This window comes from Stenotrophomonas sp. PS02298 (assembly GCF_029959445.1).
In the GTDB taxonomy this organism is placed as follows: domain Bacteria; phylum Pseudomonadota; class Gammaproteobacteria; order Xanthomonadales; family Xanthomonadaceae; genus Stenotrophomonas.
This window is the reverse complement of sequence record NZ_JASCOR010000070.1, coordinates 1-22,219: the sequence shown is the minus strand read 5'-3', so window position 1 is coordinate 22,219 and position 22,219 is coordinate 1. Positions and strand designations below refer to the sequence as shown.

18 protein-coding genes are annotated in these 22,219 nt (G+C 65.0%); 9 read left to right on the top strand and 9 right to left on the bottom strand.

Features of this window, described 5'->3' with window-relative positions; all coding sequences use genetic code 11:
- Positions 1-203 precede the first annotated feature (203 nt).
- From folC to QMX78_RS11815, 6 genes are all read left to right on the top strand, one after another.
- On the top strand, positions 204-1,478 hold the full coding sequence (gene folC / locus QMX78_RS11840) for a bifunctional tetrahydrofolate synthase/dihydrofolate synthase (protein WP_282269727.1): 1,275 nt from the start codon (positions 204-206) through the stop codon (positions 1,476-1,478).
- A 66-nt stretch (positions 1,479-1,544) separates the two neighbouring features.
- Positions 1,545-2,561 (top strand): SPOR domain-containing protein, encoded by a 1,017-nt coding sequence (locus QMX78_RS11835; RefSeq protein WP_282269726.1) that lies wholly within the window; start codon positions 1,545-1,547, stop codon positions 2,559-2,561.
- 60 nt (positions 2,562-2,621) lie between these two features.
- A complete protein-coding gene (locus tag QMX78_RS11830) occupies positions 2,622-3,356 on the top strand; it encodes a CvpA family protein (protein ID WP_282269725.1) in 735 nt (244 codons plus the stop codon).
- A 29-nt stretch (positions 3,357-3,385) separates the two neighbouring features.
- Positions 3,386-4,852, top strand: a complete 1,467-nt coding sequence (gene purF, locus QMX78_RS11825; protein WP_282269723.1) for an amidophosphoribosyltransferase — start codon at positions 3,386-3,388, stop codon at positions 4,850-4,852.
- A gap of 172 nt (positions 4,853-5,024) precedes the next feature.
- Positions 5,025-5,795 carry a ferritin-like domain-containing protein gene (locus QMX78_RS11820; protein ID WP_282269731.1) on the top strand — a complete coding sequence of 257 codons (771 nt, stop codon included), beginning with the start codon at positions 5,025-5,027 and terminating at the stop codon, positions 5,793-5,795.
- Positions 5,796-6,059: 264 nt separating this feature from the next.
- Complete coding sequence (locus tag QMX78_RS11815; protein WP_282269721.1) at positions 6,060-6,518, top strand: hypothetical protein; 459 nt, start codon at positions 6,060-6,062, stop codon at positions 6,516-6,518.
- 152 nt (positions 6,519-6,670) lie between these two features.
- Here QMX78_RS11815 and lpxH read toward each other — a convergent pair whose 3' ends face one another.
- From lpxH to QMX78_RS11770, 9 genes are all read right to left on the bottom strand, one after another.
- Positions 6,671-7,411: a UDP-2,3-diacylglucosamine diphosphatase gene (gene lpxH / locus QMX78_RS11810; RefSeq protein ID WP_282269719.1), complete on the bottom strand. Its 741-nt coding sequence runs from the start codon at positions 7,409-7,411 to the stop codon at positions 6,671-6,673.
- Positions 7,412-7,431: 20 nt separating this feature from the next.
- On the bottom strand, positions 7,432-7,974 hold the full coding sequence (locus tag QMX78_RS11805) for a phosphatase PAP2 family protein (RefSeq protein WP_282269717.1): 543 nt from the start codon (positions 7,972-7,974) through the stop codon (positions 7,432-7,434).
- On the bottom strand, positions 7,955-9,094 hold the full coding sequence (locus QMX78_RS11800) for a glycosyltransferase family 1 protein (RefSeq protein WP_282269715.1): 1,140 nt from the start codon (positions 9,092-9,094) through the stop codon (positions 7,955-7,957). The genes QMX78_RS11805 and QMX78_RS11800 overlap by 20 nt, the downstream gene beginning before the upstream one ends.
- A gap of 146 nt (positions 9,095-9,240) precedes the next feature.
- Positions 9,241-12,156, bottom strand: coding sequence for a TonB-dependent receptor (locus tag QMX78_RS11795; protein WP_282269713.1), 2,916 nt, complete (start codon positions 12,154-12,156; stop codon positions 9,241-9,243).
- Positions 12,157-12,387: 231 nt separating this feature from the next.
- Positions 12,388-13,914: an exopolyphosphatase gene (gene ppx, locus QMX78_RS11790; protein ID WP_282269711.1), complete on the bottom strand. Its 1,527-nt coding sequence runs from the start codon at positions 13,912-13,914 to the stop codon at positions 12,388-12,390.
- 178 nt (positions 13,915-14,092) lie between these two features.
- Positions 14,093-16,177, bottom strand: coding sequence for a polyphosphate kinase 1 (gene ppk1 / locus QMX78_RS11785; protein ID WP_282269709.1), 2,085 nt, complete (start codon positions 16,175-16,177; stop codon positions 14,093-14,095).
- Positions 16,174-17,514, bottom strand: coding sequence for a phosphate regulon sensor histidine kinase PhoR (phoR, locus tag QMX78_RS11780; protein WP_282269707.1), 1,341 nt, complete (start codon positions 17,512-17,514; stop codon positions 16,174-16,176). The genes ppk1 and phoR overlap by 4 nt, the downstream gene beginning before the upstream one ends.
- A 71-nt stretch (positions 17,515-17,585) precedes the next feature.
- Positions 17,586-18,275, bottom strand: coding sequence for a phosphate regulon transcriptional regulator PhoB (gene phoB / locus QMX78_RS11775; RefSeq protein ID WP_282269705.1), 690 nt, complete (start codon positions 18,273-18,275; stop codon positions 17,586-17,588).
- Between the two features lie 112 nt (positions 18,276-18,387).
- Positions 18,388-20,001: a M48 family metalloprotease gene (locus tag QMX78_RS11770; RefSeq protein WP_282269729.1), complete on the bottom strand. Its 1,614-nt coding sequence runs from the start codon at positions 19,999-20,001 to the stop codon at positions 18,388-18,390.
- A 192-nt stretch (positions 20,002-20,193) separates the two neighbouring features.
- On the opposite strand from QMX78_RS11770, the gene grxC reads away from it, so the two are divergent.
- From grxC to QMX78_RS11755, 3 genes are all read left to right on the top strand, one after another.
- On the top strand, positions 20,194-20,481 hold the full coding sequence (gene grxC, locus QMX78_RS11765) for a glutaredoxin 3 (protein ID WP_282269703.1): 288 nt from the start codon (positions 20,194-20,196) through the stop codon (positions 20,479-20,481).
- Entirely contained in the window at positions 20,478-20,870 is a 393-nt protein-coding gene (locus QMX78_RS11760) for a carboxymuconolactone decarboxylase family protein (RefSeq protein WP_282269701.1), read from the top strand. The genes grxC and QMX78_RS11760 overlap by 4 nt, the downstream gene beginning before the upstream one ends.
- Positions 20,871-21,001: 131 nt before the next feature.
- Positions 21,002-22,006, top strand: a complete 1,005-nt coding sequence (locus QMX78_RS11755; protein WP_282269697.1) for an isocitrate dehydrogenase — start codon at positions 21,002-21,004, stop codon at positions 22,004-22,006.
- Positions 22,007-22,219 lie beyond the last annotated feature (213 nt).

The following is a 22,219-nucleotide window of genomic DNA, read 5'->3' as shown; positions in this document are numbered from 1 at the left end:
CGCCTGTAGAGCCGAGCCATGCTCGGCTGAGGTTCTCCCGGTGCGGCCTCCTGCCGAGCATGGCTCGGCACTACACAGCCCCGACATGACATGCCGGCAAGCTTGGCGGCCGCGTGCAGCCGCCGCTGTATCATGGGCACCATTCCCGCGCGCAACGCGCAGCCGGCTTTCAGTGCCGGCCCATGATCCCGAGAGTCTTCCGCATGTCTTCCGCCCGTCCCGCCACGCTTGAACAGTGGCTCGCCCATATCGAACAGCAGCACCCGCAAGCCATCGCAATGGGCTTGGAGCGCGTGCGCGAGGTTGCCCAGCGCATGCAGTTGGGGCGGCCGGCGGAGCACTGCATCGTGGTTGGCGGCACCAATGGCAAGGGCTCGACCGTGGCCTTCATCGAGTCCATCGCCCGCGCCGCGGAGTGGAAGGTAGGTGCCTACACCTCGCCGCACCTGCTGCGCTACAACGAGCGCGTGCGCATCGATGGCAAGGATGTGGATGACGCCAGCCTGGTTGCCGGCTTCAATGCAGTCGAAGACGCCCGTGGCGACACCGCGTTGACCTATTTCGAATACGGCACCTTGTGCGCGCTGTGGTTGTTCCAGCAGGCCGGCCTGGACGTGGCCGTGCTTGAAGTCGGCCTCGGTGGACGGCTGGACGCGGTCAACATCATCGACGCCGATGTGGCGGTGATCACCACCGTCGATATCGACCACGCCGATTGGCTGGGCGCCGATCGCGAAGCCATCGGCCAGGAGAAGGCCGGCATCATCCGCGGCTGGAAGCCGCTGATCCTCGGTGAGATCGATCCGCCCTCCAGCGTGCTGCGTCGCGCCTACGTGCTCGGTGCCAATGCGATCCGCTTCGGCAGCGACTTCTTCGCCGAGGACATTGATGGCGAACTGTGGCGCTGGCGTGATGTCTCCTTCCGCCTGGAACTGCCGCAGCCGGCATTGTGGGCGCCGATCCAGCGCAACAATGCAGCCACCGCGGTCGCTGCGCTGCGCGCCCTGGACAAGCCGGTGCCGCGCACGGCGTGGGCGCAGGGCATTGCCGATGCGCATATCGCCGGGCGCCTGCAGCGCTTCCAGCGCAGTGGTGTGGACGTGTTGCTGGATGTCGGCCACAACCCGCAGGCTGCTGCTGCGCTGGCCGCGGCATTGAAGGCCGAACCGGTGCAGGGGCGCACGCTGGCCGTGTATGCCGCGCTGGCCGACAAGGACGCCGTGGGAGTGGTCGAAGCCCTGCAGCCGCAGGTCGATGGCTGGTTCCTGGCTGGGCTGGAAGGTGCGCGCGGGCAGACCGCCGCGCACCTGCGCGAACGCCTGGCGCAGACCCATGCCGCCGAGGCCGGTTTGTCCGCCAACGTCAGCGCGGCGCTGGGCGCTGCATTGGCCCAGGCCAGGCCAGGCGACCGGGTGCTGGTGTTCGGCTCCTTCCATACGGTGGCCGAGGCGCTGCCGGTACTCCGTTCAGCTGACTAAGACGTTGCCGCGCGTGCCCCGCATATAATCACCGGGGCACTCCGCCGCGCCGCGCATACGCCAATTGTGGAAACTCCTCTGAAACAGCGACTGATTGGTGCCATCGTTCTGGTGGCGCTTGCCGTGATCTTCCTGCCGATGCTGGTCAAAGGGCCTGCACCGGACAGTGGCGTACAGGACGTGCCGCTCAGCGCGCCCGCAGCACCGGCCGAAGGCCAGTTCGAGACCCGTGAACTGCCGCTGGTCGCACCGGGTGCCCCGGCGGGTGGTGCCTTGGGCATGCCGGCCGCGCAACCGGAAACCGGCGTGGCCGCCGCCGTCGAGCCGCCGGCCAATGGACTGCCGCCGGCGACCGTCGCTGGCAACTACGCGGTCAATTTTGGTGCCTATGGCAGCGAGGCTGACGCCGATGCAGTGATCGCGCACCTGAAGAAATCCAACCTGCCGGGCTTCCGCCAGGCCGACACCATCAATGGTCGCCAGGCTTGGCGTGTGCGCATCGGCCCGTACGCCGATCGTGCCCAGGCTGAGCTGGTGCGGCTGGAAGCGGGCAAGGTCCGCAACGACGTGAACGCGCAGGTGGTGGTGCTCAACGCCACTGCCGAGAACGCCGTCGCTGCACCGACCGCTGCCGCCACACCGGCTACCAGCAGTACCCCAGTGGCTGCCTCGAACACTGCGCCGGTGCGCACCGAGGCCTTGCCGCCGGAGCCGGCCAAGCCGGTCGTGGCTGCGCCAAAACCGGCAGCGCCCAAGCCGGAAGTAGCGAAGCCTGAACCGGCCAAGCCGGTGGCGGCAACCCCGGCCAAGCCGGCGGTCACCACCCCGGCCGCACCGGCCGCCAGCGGTGTGGGTTTCGCCGTGCAGCTGGGTGCCTTCGGCCAGGCCGCCGATGCCAATGCGCTGCGTGATCGCGCGCGTGCTGCCGGCTTCAGTGCGTTTGTTGAACAGGTGCGTACCGATAACGGCGTGCTCAACCGCGTCCGTGTTGGCCCTGTTGCCAGCCGTGAGCAGGCCGAGCAGCTCAAGGCGCAGGTCGCGGCCAAGGTCGGCATTGCCGGCATGGTCCGCCCGCATCCTTGATGCGGCGTTGCGTCCCGCAGATCAGTCGCGCAGCGCTGCGCCTCACGTGCGGGGTCTGCGGTGATTGATCTGCTGTTGTTGGCGCTGATCGGTGTGTCGGCCCTGTTCGGGCTGATGCGCGGGCTGTTGGCGACCGTGCTCGGCGTAGTGAACTGGCTGTTGGCCGCTGCGGCCGCGTTCTACTACGGTGAGCGCGCTGCCCTGCTGCTGGCCGATCAAGGCCAGCCCAGCACTGGCGAATACATCGGCGGCTATCTGCTGGTATTCATCGGCGTGTTGCTGGCGGCGACCCTGGTCGGGCGCCTGCTGCGTGGCGTGGTTGATGCCACGGTGCTGCTGAAATGGCCGGATCGGCTGCTGGGCCTGGCGTTGGGCGTGGTGCGCGGGGGGCTGTTCGCGGTGCTGGCGGTACTGCTGCTGGGCTTCACCTCGATGGCCGAGGAGCCGGGTTGGCGCCAGTCCAGTGTCGTGCCGTGGCTGCAGCCGATGGCTGCCTGGATGCGTGAAAAGCTGCCGCAGGCACCTGAATCGCCGGCAATGGCGCTGATGGACTTGGGTAAGTCGGTGCTGGCAGGCGATAATGGCGGACCGAACGAAGCAGATGCGGGCAGTGGCTTGTTACCGGCGCCGTTGGAAGGGACGCGTTTTGATCCCCGCCAGCGCAGTGCAGAGCAAGGCCGAGCTGACCCGGCGGGGGCGTTGCCCTCCAACATCGATCCGGCGCAGGTGCGCCCGGGTCAACTCAAGCCGATACGGGTTGAGCCTCAAGGCCAGGCACGGCCACCTTCACGTTAACGGGCATCGCCCAGCGGAGATCGCGCAACATGTGTGGCATCGTCGGAATCGTCGGCAACCAGAACGTCGCCGGGCAGCTTTATGACGGCCTGACCGTCCTCCAACACCGTGGCCAGGATGCGGCCGGTATCGCCACCGCTGACGGCACCCGCCTGCGGGTGGAAAAAGCCAACGGCCTGGTCCGTGATGTATTCGACGAGCGCCGCATGGCGCTGCTGCAGGGCCGCATCGGCATCGCCCATGTGCGTTACCCGACCGCAGGCTCGGAAGGCACCGACGAGGCGCAGCCGTTCTACGTCAACTCGCCGTACGGCATCGCGCTGGCGCACAACGGCAACCTGATCAACACCGAGGCGCTGCGTCGCCAGGTGTTCGAGGCCGACCGCCGCAACATCAATACCGATTCGGACAGCGAAGTGCTGTTGAACGTGTTCGCCTACGAGTTGGACGCACAGCGCATGCTGACCCCGGAGGCGGCGATCCGTGCCGTGGCCGGCGTGCACCGCCGCTGCAAGGGTGGCTATGCCGTGGTCAGCGTGGTGCTGGGCCTGGGCCTGGTGGCCTTCCGTGACCCGCATGGCATCCGTCCGCTGGTGCTGGGCAAGCGCGAGCATGCCGAAGGCATCGAGTACGCCGTGGCCTCCGAATCGGTGGCGCTGGACGTGCTCGGCTTCGAGCGCATGCGCGATGTCGCCCCGGGTGAGGCAGTGGTCATCACCGAGCGCGGCGAGCTGTTCACCGAGATCTGCGCGACCAATACACAGCAGACGCCGTGCATCTTCGAATACGTGTACTTCGCACGCCCGGACTCGATGATGGACAACGTGTCGGTGCACAAGGCGCGCATGCGCATGGGCCAGAAGCTGGGCGAGAAGATCCTGCGCCTGCGTCCGGACCATGACATCGACACCATCATCCCGATCCCGGACACCTCGCGCGATGCCGCGCTGGAGATGTCCAACGTGCTTGGCGTGAAATACCGCGAAGGCTTCGTAAAGAACCGCTACGTCGGCCGCACCTTCATCATGCCGGGGCAGGGTGAGCGGGTGAAATCCGTGCGCCGCAAGCTCAACCCCATCCATCTGGAATTCCGCAACCGCGTGGTGCTGCTGGTCGATGACTCCATCGTGCGCGGTACCACCAGCCAGCAGATCGTGCAGATGGCGCGCGATGCCGGCGCACGCAAGGTCTACCTGGCCAGTGCCGCGCCGCCGGTGCGTTTCCCGAACATCTACGGCATCGACATGCCGGCGGCCGAAGAACTGGTCGCGCACAACCGCAGCGTCGAGGAAATCGAGAAGCACCTGGGCTGCGACTGGCTGGTCTACCAGGACCTGGAAGACCTGGAAGTCGCCGTGCGTGAAGGCAACCCGGAGCTGAAGGAATTCGACTCCTCCTGCTTCAACGGCGAATACGTCACCGGCATCGAGCCGGGTTACTTCGAGCGCATCCAGCAACTGCGTTCGGATGAAGCCAAGACCCAGCGCCGCGCCTGATCTAAGCCCCTCTCCCGCCTGCGGGAGAGGGGTTGGGGTGAGGGCAGAACGAAGCGGCAACATGTGAGCACCCATGAACCCGCAACAAGCACTGCCGTCCATAACCAACCAAGCATTCGCCGCACCACCCGAAGCAGCAGAGTTCTCCCTGCTCGACGCCGCCTGCATCTGCATGGCCGCCGCTGACCCGCTTGAGAAAGTAGCGCTCACCCAGCACTACGTCGCGCGCTACCGCGCTGGCACCTTGAAGCTGCCCACGGAAGCGCCAGACCCCGACCCCATCCGTGCACCCGGCCGCCCGCCGCAACTGGTGCTGGTGCACCCGCGCGACCTGCCGCGCCGTGGCCTTGGCTCCGTGGATGGACGCGCCGCCTTCATCCACGCCATCGCCCATATCGAACTCAATGCCATCGACCTGGCCTGGGACGCGGTCTATCGCTTCCGCGGCCTGCCGGGCAGCTTCTATGCCGATTGGGTGAGCTGCGCCGATGATGAGTCGCGCCATTTCGTATTGCTGCGTGATCGCCTGTTGGCACATGGCCACGACTACGCCGATTTCCCCGCCCATAACGGCCTGTGGGAAATGTGCGAGAAGACCGCGCACGACGGCTTGGCACGGATGGCCCTGGTGCCGCGGGTACTGGAAGCGCGCGGCCTGGATGTGACGCCGGCGATGATCAGCAAGCTGCGTTCGCTTGGCGATGCAACGACTGCCGACGTGCTGGAGGTGATCCTGCGCGAAGAGGTGGCCCATGTCGCTGCAGGCACGCGCTGGTACCACTGGTATTGCGCGCGCGTTGGTGTCGAGCCACGCAAGCGGTTCAAGGAGCTGCTGGGCGAATACGCCGGTGGCTACCTGCGCGGGCCCTTCAATCTGGAAGCGCGCTTGTTGGCCGGTTTCGATGAAGACGAACTGGATTATCTGGTTGAACAAGCCGGTTGAATGCCGCGCGCGGTGACGCAGGCCGCCGCGTCATTGGCGGCGGAGGTTCCCGTCGGCATGGCAGGGCGCAACGATGAATGATTCCCGCGACTCGGGCCGTGTCCGATTGACGGCCCGCTTGCCTGCATTCCACCATCGGCGTGGCAGATGCGGCTTTCCGTATCCCTGTCTTTCACGGGTTGATGCAAAGGCATCCGTCAACATCAGGTCGAGTCGCATGTCACGGTGTTCTCGATCGGCAACGATGCAATCAAGGAGAAAACGATGAAGCAGATTCTTACCCTGGTCGCGCTGGTAGTGGCATTGTCGGCATGCAACGGTCCCAAGCCTGCGGCTGACTCCAGCGCCACGGCACCGGCTCCGGAGGCGCCTGTCGCTGCTGCTGAAGCAGTGGCTGCCCAGGACGATTTCCCGGTCATCGTGCAGGCCTCCGGCACCGAGCCGTTCTGGGGGGTACGTGTGGACGGTGCCCAGCTCGATTACAGCACCCCGGAAACCCAGGCCAGCCCGCTGCATCTGGAAGGCAGCCGCGCGCTGCAGGATGGCTTGCTGGTAGTACAGGGCGGGGAAGGGAAGGAAGCTTTCCGGCTGACCGTGCAGCGTGCAGAGTGCTCGGACGGCATGTCCGACCTCAAACACCCGTTCACAGCGGAATTCGTGCTCGGCAAGGACACCTTCAAGGGCTGCGCCCGCGACCCGTCGGTACCGGTGGAAGCCCCCTGAGCCAAGCGCCTGATCCACACAAAATTCTGTGGGAGCGGCGTCAGCCGCGAAGCCATGAAAACAAGAACCGCCAGAAAGGTCTGCGATTGCAGCCATATCTGGCGGTTCTCTTTGCTCCAGCTTCGCGGCTTACGCCGCTCCTGCAAGCAGCGTCAGCCTAGCGCTTCCAGCCGGAAGCCATCCGCATCCACACGCAACACCGAACCCTGCTCGTACCAGTCCCCCAGCACGATGCGGGTGAAGCTGTGCTCGCCTGCGTTCACGGTATGGATCGCGGGGCGATGGGTGTGGCCGTGGATCATCGTGTCCACGCCGTAGCGCTGGAAGGTGGCAACCACCTCGGCGGCTGCGACATCGGTGACGGTTTCAAACGTCGCCTTGTCGTCCTGCTTCATTTCCGATTGATGCGCCTGGCTGGCGGCACGGGCTTTCTGCGCAAAGGCCACGCGTGCTTCCAGCGACTGCGACAGGAACTGGGCGATGAAGGCCGGGTTGCGGGTCTGCGCGCGGAAGGCCTGATAGGCGACGTCATCGGTGCACAGCAGGTCGCCGTGCTGCAGCAGCACCGGCTTGCCATAAAGCTCGATCACCGAGGGATCCGGCAGGATGCGCATGCCGGCGCGCGCGGCATAGTCGTTGCCCAGCAGGAAGTCGCGGTTGCCGCGGATGAAGTACACCGGCACACCAGCGTCGCTGACTTCACGCAGCGCCAGCGCGACCGCATCGGCGGCGCTGGAAGGCGTGTCATCGCCGATCCAAGCTTCGAACAGGTCGCCCAGGATATACAGCGCCTCGGCCTGCCGCGCTTCGCCGCGCAGGAAGTCGAGGAACAGTTCAGTGATGGCTGGACGGCTGGGGTCCAGGTGCAGGTCGGAGATGAACAGCGTTGTCATGCCCGCATTGTAGAGCCTGATCAGCCTGCGAGCAGCGGCAACAGCTGCAGCGAGCCCGCGCCCAGCAGCACCCCGATGACGGTGGCAGCCAGTACATCGCTGGGGTAATGCAGGCCCAGCACCACCCGCGACAGCGCTACGCCGACGGTGAAGGGCAGCAACAGCGGGGCCAGCCAGGGGTAGTAGGCCAGCGCCACCACGGTGAAGGACACTGCATGCAGGGTGTGGCCGGACGGGAAGCTGTACTCATCCAGCGGTGCCACCCAGGCGCGGATGCGCAGGTCGGCGGCAAATGGGCGCGGGCGCCGGGTCCAGCGCTTGAGCAGCTTGTACAGGCTCAGTGCCAGCACGCCGGTGGCGGCCATGTGCGCGGAGGCCTGCAGGCCGTCCAGGCCATCGGCCAGTACCAGCGCGCCCATCAACATGTACCAGAACACGCCATCACCGAGCCGGCTCAGCACCGAGAACAGGCGGCGGATGCCGCGGCGGCGGCCGTAGCGGTTTGCGCGGCGGCACCAGCGTGCCTCGCGTGCGGCGATGCCTTCAGGCGGCAGCAATCGCATGGCAGCGTCTCCGGGAAGCCAGTTCGCTGAGCAGTGCTTCGAATTCGGCGACCACCCGCTCCGGATGCAGGCGCTGCATCGCGCGGCTGGCATTTGCGCCCAGGGTCATGCGCATTTCGTCATCATTGGCCAGCTGCACGGCAGCGGCGATGAAGTTCTCATCGTTGTCGACCGCAACGCCGCTATGGCCACTCTGCAGGTGTTCGCGGGCCGCGCCGTAGTTGAAGGCCACCGTCGCCACGCCACTGGCCATGGCTTCCAGGGTGACGTTGCCGAAGGTTTCGCTGCGGCTGGCGAACAGGAACAGGTCGCCGCTGGCGAAATGCCTTGCCAATGCCTCGCCGCGTTGCACACCGCAGAAAATGAAGTCCGGATTCTGCTCGGCCAGCTTCTCACGCATCGGGCCATCGCCGACCCAGACAAAGCGTGCCTTCGGCCGGTGCTGCTGGATGCGACGGAAGGCCTTGATAGCCAAACCCAGATTCTTCTCCGCGGCGATGCGGCCGACGTAGATCACCGCAAAGCCTTCGCCTTCGATGCCCCAGTCTGCACGCAGGGCATCGTCGCGCTTGTTGGGGTCGAATTGGTCGCCATCCACCGCACGCGCCAGCAACCGCGCCTTTGAAAAACCATTGTCCTGAAGGAACTGTTGCAACTCGCTGGTGGGGACCAAGGTGGCTTCTGCTTGATTGTGGAAACGGCGCATCCAGCGCAATGCGGTGGCTTGCAGCCATGCCGCGCCATAGTCGGGCAGGTACTCATCAAAACGCGTATGCAAGCCCGAGGCGACCGGAATGCCCAGGCGCCGCGCGGTGCGCATTGCCGACCATCCCAACGGGCCTTCCGTGGCCACGTAGATTGCATCCGGGCGTTGTTGTTGCCACTGCCGCGCAAGCTGCAATGGAGCCGGAAGGCCGAAGCGCAGGCCGGGGTAGCGCGGCAGGCCCGCACCGCGCACCAGCAGTTCATGGCTGGCACCGCTGCTGTCCTGCTGCTGGCGTGGGCGCACGACATCGACGTCATGGCCGCGTTTGCGCAGGCCGTGTTCCAGTCCCTGCACGGTCAAGGCAACGCCATTGACCTCTGGCGGATAGGTCTCGGTGACGATCGCAAAGCGCATGGCTGGCTCCCGGTTTTTGGCGAGGATGCGCGCCGGGAATGAAGCGACTGTTACTCCCAGTTGACGACTTTGTTACTGGGCCAACAAAAAAACCACGGCCCCGAAGGGCCGTGGTTCCTGGTGCTTTTTTCCCTGCGAGGCAGGGATCAGAAGCGCTGCTGGTACTTCATGTACACGAGACGACCGATGTCGTAGCCGCCGTAGTACGAGAAGGCAGAGTTCGGCTTGCTGTACATCACCGGGCCGTACTTTTCGAACACGTTGTTGGCACCGACCGAAACGGTGGCATCCCACGGCAGCTTGTAACGTACCTGCACGTCGTGGAAGGTCACCGCGCCACGCTCGTTGTAGTTGCGCGCGCCCGCGTACCAAGGCGCCACCACGCCTGGATCGGAGCACTCTTCCGGATACAGCTTGATGCTCGGGCACTGCTCCTTGACACCGGAGTAGTAGCGGGTGGTCCAGCTCACACCGAAGTTCTCCAGGTCCCAGCCAAGGCTCAGGTTGGAGCGGATGCGGAAGCCGCTGCCAATGCCGTTGGTCGGTGTCGGCACGGTCTTGCTGTTGTTGGTCGAGCGGTAGATGTTCTCGCTGACATAGGTGGTAGCCCAGCTGCTGCTGAACTTGCCATAGCTGGTATCCAGCCGGTAGCTCACATCCAGGTCGTAACCTTCGGTCTGCATGAAGCCGGAGTTGCGGTTCGCGAACTTCAGCGTATTGACGATGCCGCTGTTCGGGTCACGGGTGAAACGTTCGCAACGGGAGGCGATGTCCTGCTCGTAGCAGTCGATCAGGATCTGGGTGGGGCTGTCGGCAACGATGGTGTTCTCGATGCGGATCTTCCACCAGTCCAGCGACACGTTGAGGTTGCTGATGAAGCTTGGGCTCCACACCAGGCCGAGCGTCTTGCTGACCGAGGTTTCCGGGGTCAGCGTCGGGTCGGAACCTGAAACGAACGGCACCGGAGTTGCGTCGGTGGCGGTGGTCACCGGGGTCATGCCCTGCTTGAGCTGGCGGAACGTATCGGCATTGGCGATATCCCTGGCGCAGCGCAGGCGTACTTCCTGGCTGGTCCGCGACGAGCCGAACTGGGTGTCGCATGGATCGCTGAACTGGGCGAAGGTCTCCGAACCGCCACCGTACAGATCATTGATGGTGGGGGCGCGGAAGCCCTCTGCCCAGGTACCACGCACCAGCAGCTGGTCCAGTGGCTTCCACTTGAAGCCGAACTTGCTGTTGAGCGTATCGCCGAAGGTGTCGTAGTCCGAATAGCGGGTAGCGGCGTTGAAGCTCAGTTCGCGCGCACCCGGCAGGTCGGACAGCACCGGCAGGTTCAGTTCGAGGTAGGCCTCGTTGACGCGGTAGTCACCGCCGGTCGGGCCGGCTGCCAGATTGGTGGTTGCGCCGGTCTGGGCGAGGGGATCTGGACGGTATTCACCCGCTTCCTGACGGCTTTCCACGCCAAAGGCAAAGCCCATGTCGCCGCCTGGCAGCGTGACGATGCTGCCTGCGATGTTGGCAAAGAAGTTCTTGCTGGTGGTCTTGCCCTTGGTGATTTCCGTGGGGAACAGCCAATCCAGCAGGGTAGCGTTGGCGCTCAGGCCATTCGGATCGGTGCTGCCGTAGGGCGCCAGCGGATTCCACGGGGTGCAGTTGGCAACTGGTGCGCCGGGCGTGCCGCATTCGACCTTGCCGGTGGCGGCATTGTAGAACGACGGGCCCACCGCGGCTGCGACCCGACCCTTGTGCAGGTTGCCGGTGGCGACGGATTCGAGTTCGTTGCGGTTGTACTGGTAGCCCACTTCCCAGTCGAAGTAGCGCTCACCCAGATCAAACGAGCCGTCAAACGAGGCCACCGCACGGTAGGTCTTCAGTTCGCTGGTGGTGACGCGCGGCACTTCCCAGGCGCGACGGTTCCAGGCGACTGCGGTTGGGGTTGCGTAGCCGTGCTGGTTGCCGAACGGGTTGAAGTAGCTGTCCACCGACATCGGGCCTACCCCTGCGGTGCTGGACTGCAGCGGATAACCGGCGATCTGGCGGCGCGAGGTGCGCTCGTTGTACCCCAGCTCGGTCTTGAAGTTGATGTTGTCGGTGATCTTGAAGCGGCCATCGAAATACACCGAATCCCGCTTGACCGGGTAGTTCACGTGCATCTGTTCGTTGGCATTGCTCACGTCACCGGTAAACGGGGTGGCGTCGGTCAGGTGGTAGTTGGCCGGATTGGTTGGATCCTTGCCGCGGTCCAGGGAGTAGTTGCAGCCCTTGACGTCCTTGCAGCCGGGGCCGCCGATCAGGCCGGTGATCTGACCGAACTGACTGATCGTGGTCCAGTTGCTGCTGTCTGCCGGGTGGCGGTCGCTGATGCCGTAGGCGCTGAACCAGCGGTCCTTGGCCCAGACTTCCTTTTCTTCGCTGTGTTCAGCTGACAGAGTGAGGGAGATGCGGTCGTTGCTCCAGCCGGTGACCACGTCGAAACGATCGCGCGCGCCGTCGCCTTGGCTGTATTGGCCGTGGTAAACATTGGCGGTGACGCCGCTGACGTTGGTGCGGGTGATGATGTTGATGACACCAGCCATTGCATCGGAACCGTAGATTGCCGATGCACCATCCTTGAGCACTTCAATGCGCTCCACTGCCGATACCGGCAGGCTGGACACGTCCTGGTAACCGGACGTACTGATGCCCAGGCGCTTGCCATTGACCAGCACGAGGGTACGCTGCGCACCCAGATTACGCATGTCGATGTAGGTGCCGCCTGCATTCTCGCCTGCGGTCAGCGCGTTGGCGCGGCTGATGGCCGGGCTGCCCATTGCCGTGACGTTCTGGAGGATGTCGGCAACCGAGCTGAAGCCCTGTTGTTCGATATCGGTGCGGCTGATGGCGAACACCGGCTGTGCGGTTTCTACGTCGACCTGGCGGATGCGCGAACCGGTGATTTCGATGCGATCAAGGGTGGTGGGGTTGCTGTCCTGGGCGAGCGCGGGCAGGGCGGTCATGCCGACGGTGCTCGAAACCAGGGCATAGCGGATTGCCTGCCCCAGTGTGCTGGAACGTGTTTGCATTACGGGCTTACTCTCTCTCTTTTTCGAAACAGACAAATGTCAAAAAGAGACTGCGACGCAAGGCCGTCGCGGTCTCCATCAAAGACCACCGCTGCGAGTGCAGCGGTGGTCTAGCGAGAGTAGCGTCGTTTGTAAAAAAAATGTTTGTCTTGACGCAATGGGTAACCGCAGTTACGCATTGACGTCGCCAGTTTCAGATTGATCCGGATGGCGGCGGGTTGGCCTCAGCGCTCAGGCCACGAACGGGCGGAAGCTGAAACCCAGCCCTGTCATGCCTTCTGCCTCGCCAACCAGATCCGCGCGCAGCAGCGGGCGGGCGTCGATGTAGTCCTTGGACAGGATCAGCGACAGCGCATTGCCGTCGACGGACAGTTCCAGTGTCGGGATCGGGTCGGATTCGTGTGCGCGGTGCAGCAGCACTGCCAGCCGCAGTATTGCTGCCGTGCGTTTGGCCGGCAGCAACAGGCGTTCGGGCAGGGCCTCGAAGGCGCTTTTGGGAATGCCACGGCGATGGGTACGGATCAGTGCCGCCAGCATCTGCTGCTCCTGCCGCGAGAAGCCGGCGATGTCCGAGTGCTCGATCACGTAGCTGCCGTGGGTGTGATACCCGCTGTGCGCGATCATCAAACCGAGCTCATGCAGGCGCGCGGCCCAACCCAGCATGCGGGCATCGTCGACATCCAGCTTCCAGGCGTCGGATACCTGTTCGAACAAGCGCTGCGCGGTAGCTTCCACCCGCTGCGCCTGGGCTTCGTCGATGGCGTAGCGCTGCGTCAGTGCGGCTACCGATTCGTCGCGTGGATCGTTGTCGTTGGCGCGGCCCATGATGTCGTAGAGGATGCCTTCGCGCATCGCCGCCTTGCTGACCAGCAGCTTCTGCAGGCCCAGCGCCTGGAAGGCGGCTTCCAGCACCAGCACGCCACCGGCGATGATCGGGCGGCGCTCGTTGGACAGCGTCGGTAGCTCGATCTCGTTGATGTTCTTGGCGCGCAGCAGTTCCTCGCGCAGCTGCGGCAGCGCTTCGGCGGTGATCGCGCCCTTGCTCAGCTTCATTGCCGCGCAGATCTCGCTGATCGCCTTGTGGGTGCCGGACGAGCCCAGTGCTTCCTGCCAGCCCAATGCCTTGTACTTGTTGGCGAAGGGCTGGAACTCGGCGCCGATCTCGGTGAGTGCGTCCTTCCAGCGCTTCTTGCTCAGCTTGCCGCCGGGAAAGAAGCGCCGGGTGCTGGCGATGCAGCCGGCCTGCAGGCTTTCGCGCTCCAGCGTCTGCATGCCCTGGCCGATGATGAACTCGGTGGAGCCGCCGCCGATGTCGATCACCAGCCGGTGCTGGTCGGGCTTGGGTGGCTGCGCATGGGCAACGCCGAGGTAGATCAGGCGGGCTTCTTCGCGGCCGCTGACCACTTCGATGGCGTGGCCGAGCGCGGTTTCGGCCGGCATCAGGAACGACAGCGGCGAGCGCAGCTGGCGCACGGTATTGGTGGCCAGGGCGCGCACGCGGTAGGGCGGGATGTTGCGGATGCGCTGGCCGAAACGGGCCAGGCATTCCAGCGCGCGCTGGCGGGCTTCGGGCGACAGACCGCCCTTGCCATCCAGGCCATCGGCCATGCGTACGGTTTCGCGCAGGCGGTCCACTACCCGCAGCTGCCCGAGCAGGTAGCGCGCGATGACCATGTGGAAACTGTTGGAGCCCAGATCGATGGCGGCCAGCAGGTCGCCGTCCTGCAGGGGCGGTGGGGTCAGAGAGGACTGGGGCATGGCGGAATGGTAGCGGATGAAGTAACCAGGGACATAGATGCGGGGTCCGGGAACCAATGGCGACGCAATCTGCGGCGAGTGGCCCAGACGCTAACGTCCGCGCACGTAGGAACCAGTGAAAGCGGGCGGATGCCCGCTGTTGCACTGGTTCCTGTCACTTGTTTCCGGTAGCTGCTGGTTACAGCCCTTCCATCAATGCCTGTTGCGCCGAATGTGGCGGCTGGCCGGGCGCGGGCGTGCTCTTGATGTAGCGGCCGTCTTCCTGCAGGTCCCAGGCATTGAGGTTGTCGTCCAGGTAGTTCTGCAGCACTTCGCGGTAGATCCGCCGGGACAGATCGGTATCCAGGATCGGGAAGCAGGTTTCCACGCGCCGCAGCAGGTTGCGCTCCAGCCAGTCGGCGCTGGCGCAGTACAGCTCAGGCGCGCCGTTGTTGCCGAACCAGTAGACGCGGCTGTGCTCGAGGAAGCGGCCGACGATCGAACGCACGCGGATGTTGTCCGATACGCCTTCCACGCCCGGGCGCAGGGTGCAGGCGCCGCGCACGATCAGGTCGATCTGCACGCCGGCCTGCGAGGCCGCGTACAGGGCGCGGATCACCTGCGCCTCGTTGAGGGCGTTCATCTTGGCGATGATGCGTGCCGGCTTGCCCTCCAATGCCAGCTTGGTCTCGCGCTCGATGCGTTTGATCAGGCCAGTGTGCAGGGTGAAGGGCGATTGCAGCAGGCACTTGAGCTTCATCTTCGGGGCCAACCCGGAGAGCTGCTGGAACAGCAGGTGCACATCGTTGCCGATGTCGGCGTCGGCAGTGATCAGGCTCAGGTCGGTATACGCGCGGGCGGTGCCGCTGTGGTAGTTGCCGGTGCCCAGGTGCACGTAGCGGCGCAGCTTGCGGCCCTCGCGGCGCACGATCAGCAGCATCTTGGCGTGGGTCTTGTAGCCGACCACGCCGTAGACGACCTGCACGCCTGCATCCTGCAGGCGGTCAGCCAGGCCGAGGTTGGCTTCTTCATCGAAGCGCGCGCGCAGTTCGACCACGACGGTGACGTCCTTGCCGTTGCGCGCGGCCAGGATCAGCGCCTCGACAATGCCTGAGTCCTTGCCGGTGCGGTACAGCGTCTGCTTGATCGCCAGTACGTTGGGATCGACCGCGGCCTCGCGGATCAGCTCCAGCACGGTGCTGAAGGAATCAAACGGATGGTGCAGCAGCACGTCGCCCTGCGCGGCGGTTTCGAAGATGCCTTCGGGCGATTTGAACACGCGAGGGGTCATCGGCGGGTACTTCAGGTCCGCGCGCTGCAGCAGGTCATACACCTGGATGACGCGGTTGAGGTTGACCGGGCCATCGATGCGGTAGGCCGCGTTCTCGGACAGGCCGAAATTCTGCAGCAGGGTCTGCATGATGGGCTTGGGGCAGTCGTGGGCGATCTCCAGACGTACCGCCGGGCGATAGCCGCGGTCGACCAGCTCATCGCGCAGCGCCAGCGCCAGGTTCTCCACTTCTTCCTCGTCCACCACCAGCTCGGAGTTGCGGGTGACGCGGAACTGGTAGGCGCCCTGCACATCCATGCCCGGGAACAGCTCGTCGACGAAGGCCGACAACACCGCCGACAGCAGCACGAAGTTCTGTGGGCCGCCCAGCGACTCCGGCAGCTGGATGATGCGCGGCAGTGAACGCGGTGCACGCACCAGTGCCAGATGGCCGGCGCGACCGAAAGCGTCGGTGCCCTTCAGCACGACGACGATGTTCAGCGACTTGTTGAGGATCTTCGGGAACGGGTGCGACGGGTCCAGGCCGAGCGGCGACAGCACCGGCATGATCTCGTTGCGGAAATAGGCGCGCAGCCAACGGCGTTGGCGCGGGGTCCAGGTCTTGTTGGCGAGGATGCCGACGCCGGCCTCGCCCAGGGCCGGACGCAGCACCTGGTTCCAGCAGCGGTACTGCTGGTCCACCAGTTCGGCGGCGCGGTCATGGATGGCGTTGAGGATGGCTTGCGGGCTCATCCCGTCCGGTGCCGGTGGCAGGCCGAATTCCTGCGCATGGCGCACCGCCGCCGCGCGGATCTCGAAGAACTCGTCCAGGTTGGTGCAGGAGATGCACAGGAAGCGCAGCCGCTCCAGCAATGGCACCTGCTCATCCATCGCCTGGGCCAGCACGCGGAAGTTGAAATCCAGCTGTGACAGTTCCCGGTTGATGTACAGCGACGGATCACGCAGGGGATCGGTGCCGACAGCGGGCGTGGCGGGGGGCGGAGGAGGAGTCATGCCGGAAAGTCTTCCATGGACAAGGGCGAGGGGGATGCATTGCGCGGGCGTACATGCTCGGCGTCGAAGTGGCAGGCAAAGGTGCTGCCTTGGCCGACTTCGCTGCGGATTTCCAGGCGTGCCTGGTGCAGGCCAAGAATGTGTTTGACGATGGACAGGCCCAGCCCGGTGCCGCCGCTTTCGCGCGAACGGCTGCTGGAAACACGGTAGAAACGCTCGGTCAGGCGCGGCAGGTGATTGGCCGGGATGCCGTAACCAGTGTCGGTGACCGCCAGCACCGCGCCATTGCCTTCGCGGCTGAAGGTCAGGCTGATGCGGCCACCGGCCGGGGTGTAGCGCACGGCATTGGTCAGCAGGTTGGAGAAGGCGCTGTGCAGTTCCTTGTTCGAGCCTGCCAGATCCACCCCGGCCTGGTCCTCGACGACAATGGTGTGGCGGCCCTGGCTGTGTGCTTCGGCTTCGCGCCGTAGCGATGCCAGCATCGAGGTCATGCCCACCGTTTCCAGCTCGGTATGTTGCTGGGATTCCAGCCGTGACAGGGTCAACAGGTCTTCGACCAGCTGCGCCATGCGCTGCGATTGCTTGCGCATCTCCGACAGCATCGGCCCGGTATCGGGGAAATCCTCCGGGTCCATCATGTCCAGGTAGCCGTGCACCACGGTCAGTGGCGTGCGCAGCTCGTGCGAGACATTGGCGACGAAGTCGCGGCGGACCTGTTCCAGGTGCAGCAGCTTGGTCACGTCACGCGCGACCAGCAGCCAATGGTGATCCGAGTAGGGGATCAAACGCATATGCAGGCGGATGGCTGGATCGACCGGCGAGTTCGCATCCAGGATCGGTTCGGCATTGCGGCCACCGGCCAGCCAATGGGCCAGCGGCAGCGGCTGCAGGCGCGGCACCAGCGCGGCCTCCATGTCGGCGGGGTGCTGCAGGCCGAGCAGGGCGGTGGCGGCTTCGTTGAACCACTGCACGCGCTGCGTGTTGCGGTCGACCACCACCACCGCATCGGGCAGGGCGGCAGCGGCGGCGCGGTAGCTGCGCAGCATTTCGACCAGGCGGCGCTTGCGCGCGCGCATTTCCTGCTGGTTGCGTGACAGCAGGCGGTCCAGCTCGTTCCAGACGCCCACGCCTTGCGGCGTGTCCCAGCGCTGGCGTGCGGTCAGCCGCAACAGCAGCTGGCGCAGCCGCCAGTAGTGCCAGGTAAGGATTGCCATGGCGGTGATCGCAACGATCAACGCCGGATGGCCCAGCAACGCCCCCAGCCCCCACGCCAGCAACAACAACGCGGCCACGGTGGCCAGCGTCTTCAACCAGGCAGATCGGAATTGGCGGGGCATTGCGCTCTCGGTGGTACTGGGTGGATCCGTCGGGGTGTCCCGGGTTATGGCGGCTGCTTGGCCGCCACGGTTCAGGTGGCGGCGGAGAAGCGATAGCCGGCACCGCGCACGGTCTGCACCATGTTCTCGGCACCAAAGGGTTCCAGCGTCTTGCGCAGGCGGCGGATATGCACGTCGATGGTGCGTTCTTCCACATACACGCTGCCACCCCAGACATGGTCGAGCAGCTGCGAGCGGGTGTAGACGCGCTCCGGGTGGGTCATGAAGAAGTGCAGCAGGCGGTATTCGGTGGGACCGATCGGCACCGGTACATCGCCGGCGAAGACGCGGTGGGCGGCGCCATCGATGCGGATGTTGCCAACGCCGACGCTGCCGTCTTCGTCATCATCGCGGGTGCGGCGCATCACTGCACGGATACGTGCCAGTAGTTCGCGCGCCGAGAACGGCTTGACCACATAGTCGTCGACGCCGGCTTCCAGGCCGCCGACGCGATCATTTTCTTCACCGCGTGCGGTGAGCATGATGATCGGCACATCGCGGGTGAGGACTTCCTTGCGCCAGCGGCGGGCCAGTTCCAGGCCGCTGGTGCCGGGCAGCATCCAATCCAGCAGGATCATGTCCGGTACCCGGTCGGCAATGGCGGTCTGTGCTTCGAGTGCGTCGCCGGCATGGACCGGGTCGTATTCACCCTTGCGCAGGGCGAAGGCGACCATGTCACGGATCGCGGGTTCGTCGTCGACAATCAGGATACGTTTCTGCACGTGGCGCCTACCGGAATGCCCATCAATAAGGGATGTGCTCAGTAGACTACGGTTTGATGACGGGTTTGTGACATTGATGGAGGGTAAAACCGACAAATTGCCGCAAGCGGGTTCACTTTCGTGACATTTCCGGGTCCTGCACACCGAGTCGGCGCATTTCCAGCACGGTCGGCATGATCGACTCGATGCGGGCATCCACCCGTGCGCGGCTCACGTAGTCCAGCCCGGGTTGTTTGAGTAGGGCCTGGAATTGGATCAACGCCTGTTCCGGCCGCCCATTCAGGTACGCAGCTTCGGCATACCCCTCGCTGGCGCGGGTGCTGTCGCCGGCCAGTTCGCTGGCGCGGGCGAAGGTGGCCTGGAACACCGGGTCGTCGCTGGAACGGGCCAGCAGTGGCCGCAGCATGGCCTGCGCGCGCTGGCCGGCGGCGACGCCACCCTGCTCATTGAGCACCTGCGCATAGGTCAGGGCCACCGGGCGGCTTTGTGGCAGGCGCTTTAGCAGGGTGTCGAAGCGTTTGTTGGCGTCTTCGTGACGGCCGCTGCGTGATTCGGCCTCACCCACGGCCAGGTTGATCCACAGGTTGCCCGGGTATTCCTGCAGCAACTGCAGCAGCTCCGGCAGGGCCTGGGTAACGCCGCCGGCACCGCCGTCACGCAGGCGGGCGATGGCCACGCCATAGCGTTGCGCATCGGTGAGGCCATTCTTCTGGCTGCGTTTGAGGCCTTCGTATTCGCGCACCAGTTCCGACGGGGTTGGCGCACTGAGCACGCGCAGGCGTTCGCGGGCCCAGTCGAACTGGCCGGTGGCGCCGCGTGGCAGGCTGTTGTCGGGCAGGGACAGTTGCAGGCCGGCTGGCAGCAGCGGATTGCCGCCACCCAGCGGGCTGCTGGTATCGGGCACTGACGGATTGACCCGCTCCTGCAGGACCCCGGTCGGGGTCTGGGTGGTCAACAGGACGGTGTCCTTCTTCATCTGCTCCGCGCGCGCCTTGGCCTCGCTGATGCGGGTGATGTTGACCGGGTGGGTACGCAGGAAATCCGGCGTGGAATAGCCACCTTCGTTGCCGCGCATCGCTGCCGACATGCGCTCGAAGAAGCCGGCCATGGCGTCCACGTCATAGCCGCTGCGGGCCAGTGTGCGGATGCCGAGGCGGTCGGCCTCTGATTCGTTGGAGCGGGTGAAGTTGATCTGGCGCTGCTGCATCAGCCCCATGCCGGAGGTGATCGCGGCCATGGTGGCGTCGCCGGAGGAGTTGCCGCCGGCCTGCTGCGCAGCGATCACTGCTGCCAGCATGCCGAGCAGGATCGGGATCTGGTCGCGCTGGGCACGCTCTACCCCGCGCAGCACATGCTGCTGGGTGACGTGGGCGATTTCGTGCGACAGCACCGCGGCTACCTCGTCCTCGCGCTCGGCGGTCAGGACCAGGCCGGCGTTCATGCCGATGTAACCGCCCAATGTGGCAAACGCGTTGATCTGCCGGTCCTTCATCATGAAGAACGTGTACTTCTGTTGTGGCTGGGCACTGTTGGAGCCAAGCCGGGTACCCATGGTGGTGAGCCAGTCGGCCACCAGCGGGTCGTCCAGCAGGTAGCCGTAGTTGCGCAGTTCGCGCAGCATCATGCCGCCGTACTCCGCCTGCCGCGCCGGGGTCAGCAGCTCGCCTGCCGACGAGCCGATGTCGGGCAGTTTGCTTTCATCGGCGTGGGACAGTGGGGTGGCCATGGCCAGGGTTATGGCGGTGGCAAGCAGCAGGTTGCGCAAGCGATGACTCCGGGTGGTGGCAGGGCGGAGGATGACGGGGAAGCGGGGCGCGGGTGTGAAGCAAAGGTTAACCCGCTGTGTTCTGCCGGTGGCATCGAAAATCCACGCGACCGGTACCATATATAGACAATGTTTCCACCCAGGAGTTTCGTTGTGACAACCTCATCCAGCGCCGGTGTACCGGAGATCACCATTTACTCCACCGCCGTCTGCCCGTACTGCGTAGCGGCCAAGAATTTCCTGAAGAGCAAGAACCAGTCCTGGACCGAGGTCCGGATCGACCTGGATCCGGCCGCGCGCGAGAAGATGATGGCGCTGACCAAGCGCACCAGCGTGCCGCAGATTTTCGTCGGCGACGTTCATGTGGGCGGCTACGACGACATGATCGCGCTGCACCGCGAAGGCAAGCTGGAGCCGCTGCTGGCCGGGCAGGGCGCATGAGCGCGGACAACGAAAAGGACCGTCTGGCCGAGTTCACCGAATTCCGCCAGCGCATGAACCAGCGCATCCTGGCCGAGCCCAACCAGGTGGTGCGGCGCTTCTTCGCGCTGGATACCCAGACCTACCAGGCTGGCGCGCTCGACGTGAAGACCAAGGAGCTGCTGGGCCTGGTCGCCTCGATGGTGCTGCGCTGCGATGACTGCATCAGCTACCACGTGGCCCAGTGCAAGGAGGCCGGGGTCAGCCGCGAGGAGTTCTTCGAGACCTTCTCGGTCGGCCTGGTGGTGGGGGGCTCCATCGTCATCCCGCACCTGCGGCGGGCGGTGGATTTCCTCGACCAGCTGGAGAACGGCGCGGCCGAGGCCCCGGCCGGACACGAGCACAGCTGAACCCCAGACCATGGTCCAGTTGGGGCTGGCGCGGCTGATCAGGCATAATTGACAGTTGAAACCTTTTCAATCGCGCCGGGTTCCGGGCAGCCGGATGGCGCATTCCTCCTCCCTGTTCGGAATACCTAGAAATGACGCAGACAATCACCGTCATCCGTGGCGATGGCATCGGCCCGGAAATCATGGACGCCACCCTGTTCGTGCTGGACAAGCTGGGCGCAGGCCTGAGCTATGAGTTCGCCGACGCTGGCCTGGCCGCGCTGGAAAAGCATGGTGAGCTGATCCCGGCTTCCACCCTGGAGTCGATCAAGAAGAACAAAGTCGCCCTGAAGAGCCCGCTGACCACGCCGGTTGGTGGCGGTTTCAGCTCGATCAACGTTGCCCTGCGTCGCCAGTTCGACCTGTACGCCAACGTGCGCCCGGCCATCTCGTTCCCGAACACCAAGTCGCGCTACGAGAACATCAACATGATCACGGTGCGTGAGAACACCGAAGGCGCCTACCTGGCCGAAGGCCAGGAAGTGTCGGCCGACGGCGAGACCGCGTTCTCCGGCACCCGCATCACCCGCAAGGGCTCCGAGCGCATCGTGCGCTACGCCTTCGAGCTGGCCAAGAGCACCGGCCGCAAAAAGGTCACCGCCGTGCACAAGGCCAACATCATCAAGTCGACCTCGGGCCTGTTCCTGGACGTGGCGCGCGAAGTCGCCGCCAAGTACCCGGAAATCGAGTTCCAGGAAATGATCGTCGACAACGCCTGCATGCAGCTGGTGATGCGTCCGGAGCAGTTCGACATCATCGTCACCACCAACCTGTTCGGCGACATCATCTCCGACCTGTGTGCTGGTCTGGTCGGCGGCCTGGGCCTGGCCCCGGGTGCCAACATCGGCGTTGATGCGGCCATCTTCGAAGCCGTGCACGGCACCGCGCCGGACATCGCCGGTCAGGGCAAGGCCAACCCGGTCGCCCTGCTGCTGGGCGCTGCACAGATGCTGGACCATGTCGGCCAGCCGGAAAACGCCGAGCGCCTGCGCAAGGCCATCGTTGCCACGATGGAAGCCAAGGATTCGCTGACCGGTGACCTGGGCGGCAACGGCTCCACCATGGGCTTTGCCCAGGCCATCGCCAGCCGCCTCTAATTGCAGCTGCGGTAGTTGCTGCTACAGAAACGGAGCGCGCAAGCGCTCCGTTTTTGTTGATGCAGTGCCGAGCCATGCTCGGCAGGGGCTTTCCCAGGATCAAATCCGCATGTAGTGCCGAGCCATGCTCGGCAGATGCCTTATCGGTAATGCCATTGCCGAGCATGGCTCGGGCCATAAAAAAGCCAAAGGGGGCCCCTGGGGGGCCCGTGG

What these genes read in the sequence shown, in the direction of transcription:
- QMX78_RS11805 (WP_282269717.1), bottom strand. Translation starts at nt 7,974, where the DNA reads ATGCGATTGCTGCCGCCTGAAGGCATCGCCGCACGCGAGGCACGCTGG.
- phoR (WP_282269707.1), bottom strand. Translation starts at nt 17,514, where the DNA reads ATGCCCCGCCAATTCCGATCTGCCTGGTTGAAGACGCTGGCCACCGTG.
- ppx (WP_282269711.1), bottom strand. Translation starts at nt 13,914, where the DNA reads ATGCCCCAGTCCTCTCTGACCCCACCGCCCCTGCAGGACGGCGACCTG.
- folC (WP_282269727.1), top strand. Translation starts at nt 204, where the DNA reads ATGTCTTCCGCCCGTCCCGCCACGCTTGAACAGTGGCTCGCCCATATC.
- QMX78_RS11770 (WP_282269729.1), bottom strand. Translation starts at nt 20,001, where the DNA reads ATGGCCACCCCACTGTCCCACGCCGATGAAAGCAAACTGCCCGACATC.
- QMX78_RS11795 (WP_282269713.1), bottom strand. Translation starts at nt 12,156, where the DNA reads ATGCAAACACGTTCCAGCACACTGGGGCAGGCAATCCGCTATGCCCTG.
- QMX78_RS11760 (WP_282269701.1), top strand. Translation starts at nt 20,478, where the DNA reads ATGAGCGCGGACAACGAAAAGGACCGTCTGGCCGAGTTCACCGAATTC.
- purF (WP_282269723.1), top strand. Translation starts at nt 3,386, where the DNA reads ATGTGTGGCATCGTCGGAATCGTCGGCAACCAGAACGTCGCCGGGCAG.
- QMX78_RS11820 (WP_282269731.1), top strand. Translation starts at nt 5,025, where the DNA reads ATGGCCGCCGCTGACCCGCTTGAGAAAGTAGCGCTCACCCAGCACTAC.
- QMX78_RS11800 (WP_282269715.1), bottom strand. Translation starts at nt 9,094, where the DNA reads ATGCGCTTTGCGATCGTCACCGAGACCTATCCGCCAGAGGTCAATGGC.
- QMX78_RS11755 (WP_282269697.1), top strand. Translation starts at nt 21,002, where the DNA reads ATGACGCAGACAATCACCGTCATCCGTGGCGATGGCATCGGCCCGGAA.
- lpxH (WP_282269719.1), bottom strand. Translation starts at nt 7,411, where the DNA reads ATGACAACGCTGTTCATCTCCGACCTGCACCTGGACCCCAGCCGTCCA.
- QMX78_RS11815 (WP_282269721.1), top strand. Translation starts at nt 6,060, where the DNA reads ATGAAGCAGATTCTTACCCTGGTCGCGCTGGTAGTGGCATTGTCGGCA.
- ppk1 (WP_282269709.1), bottom strand. Translation starts at nt 16,177, where the DNA reads ATGACTCCTCCTCCGCCCCCCGCCACGCCCGCTGTCGGCACCGATCCC.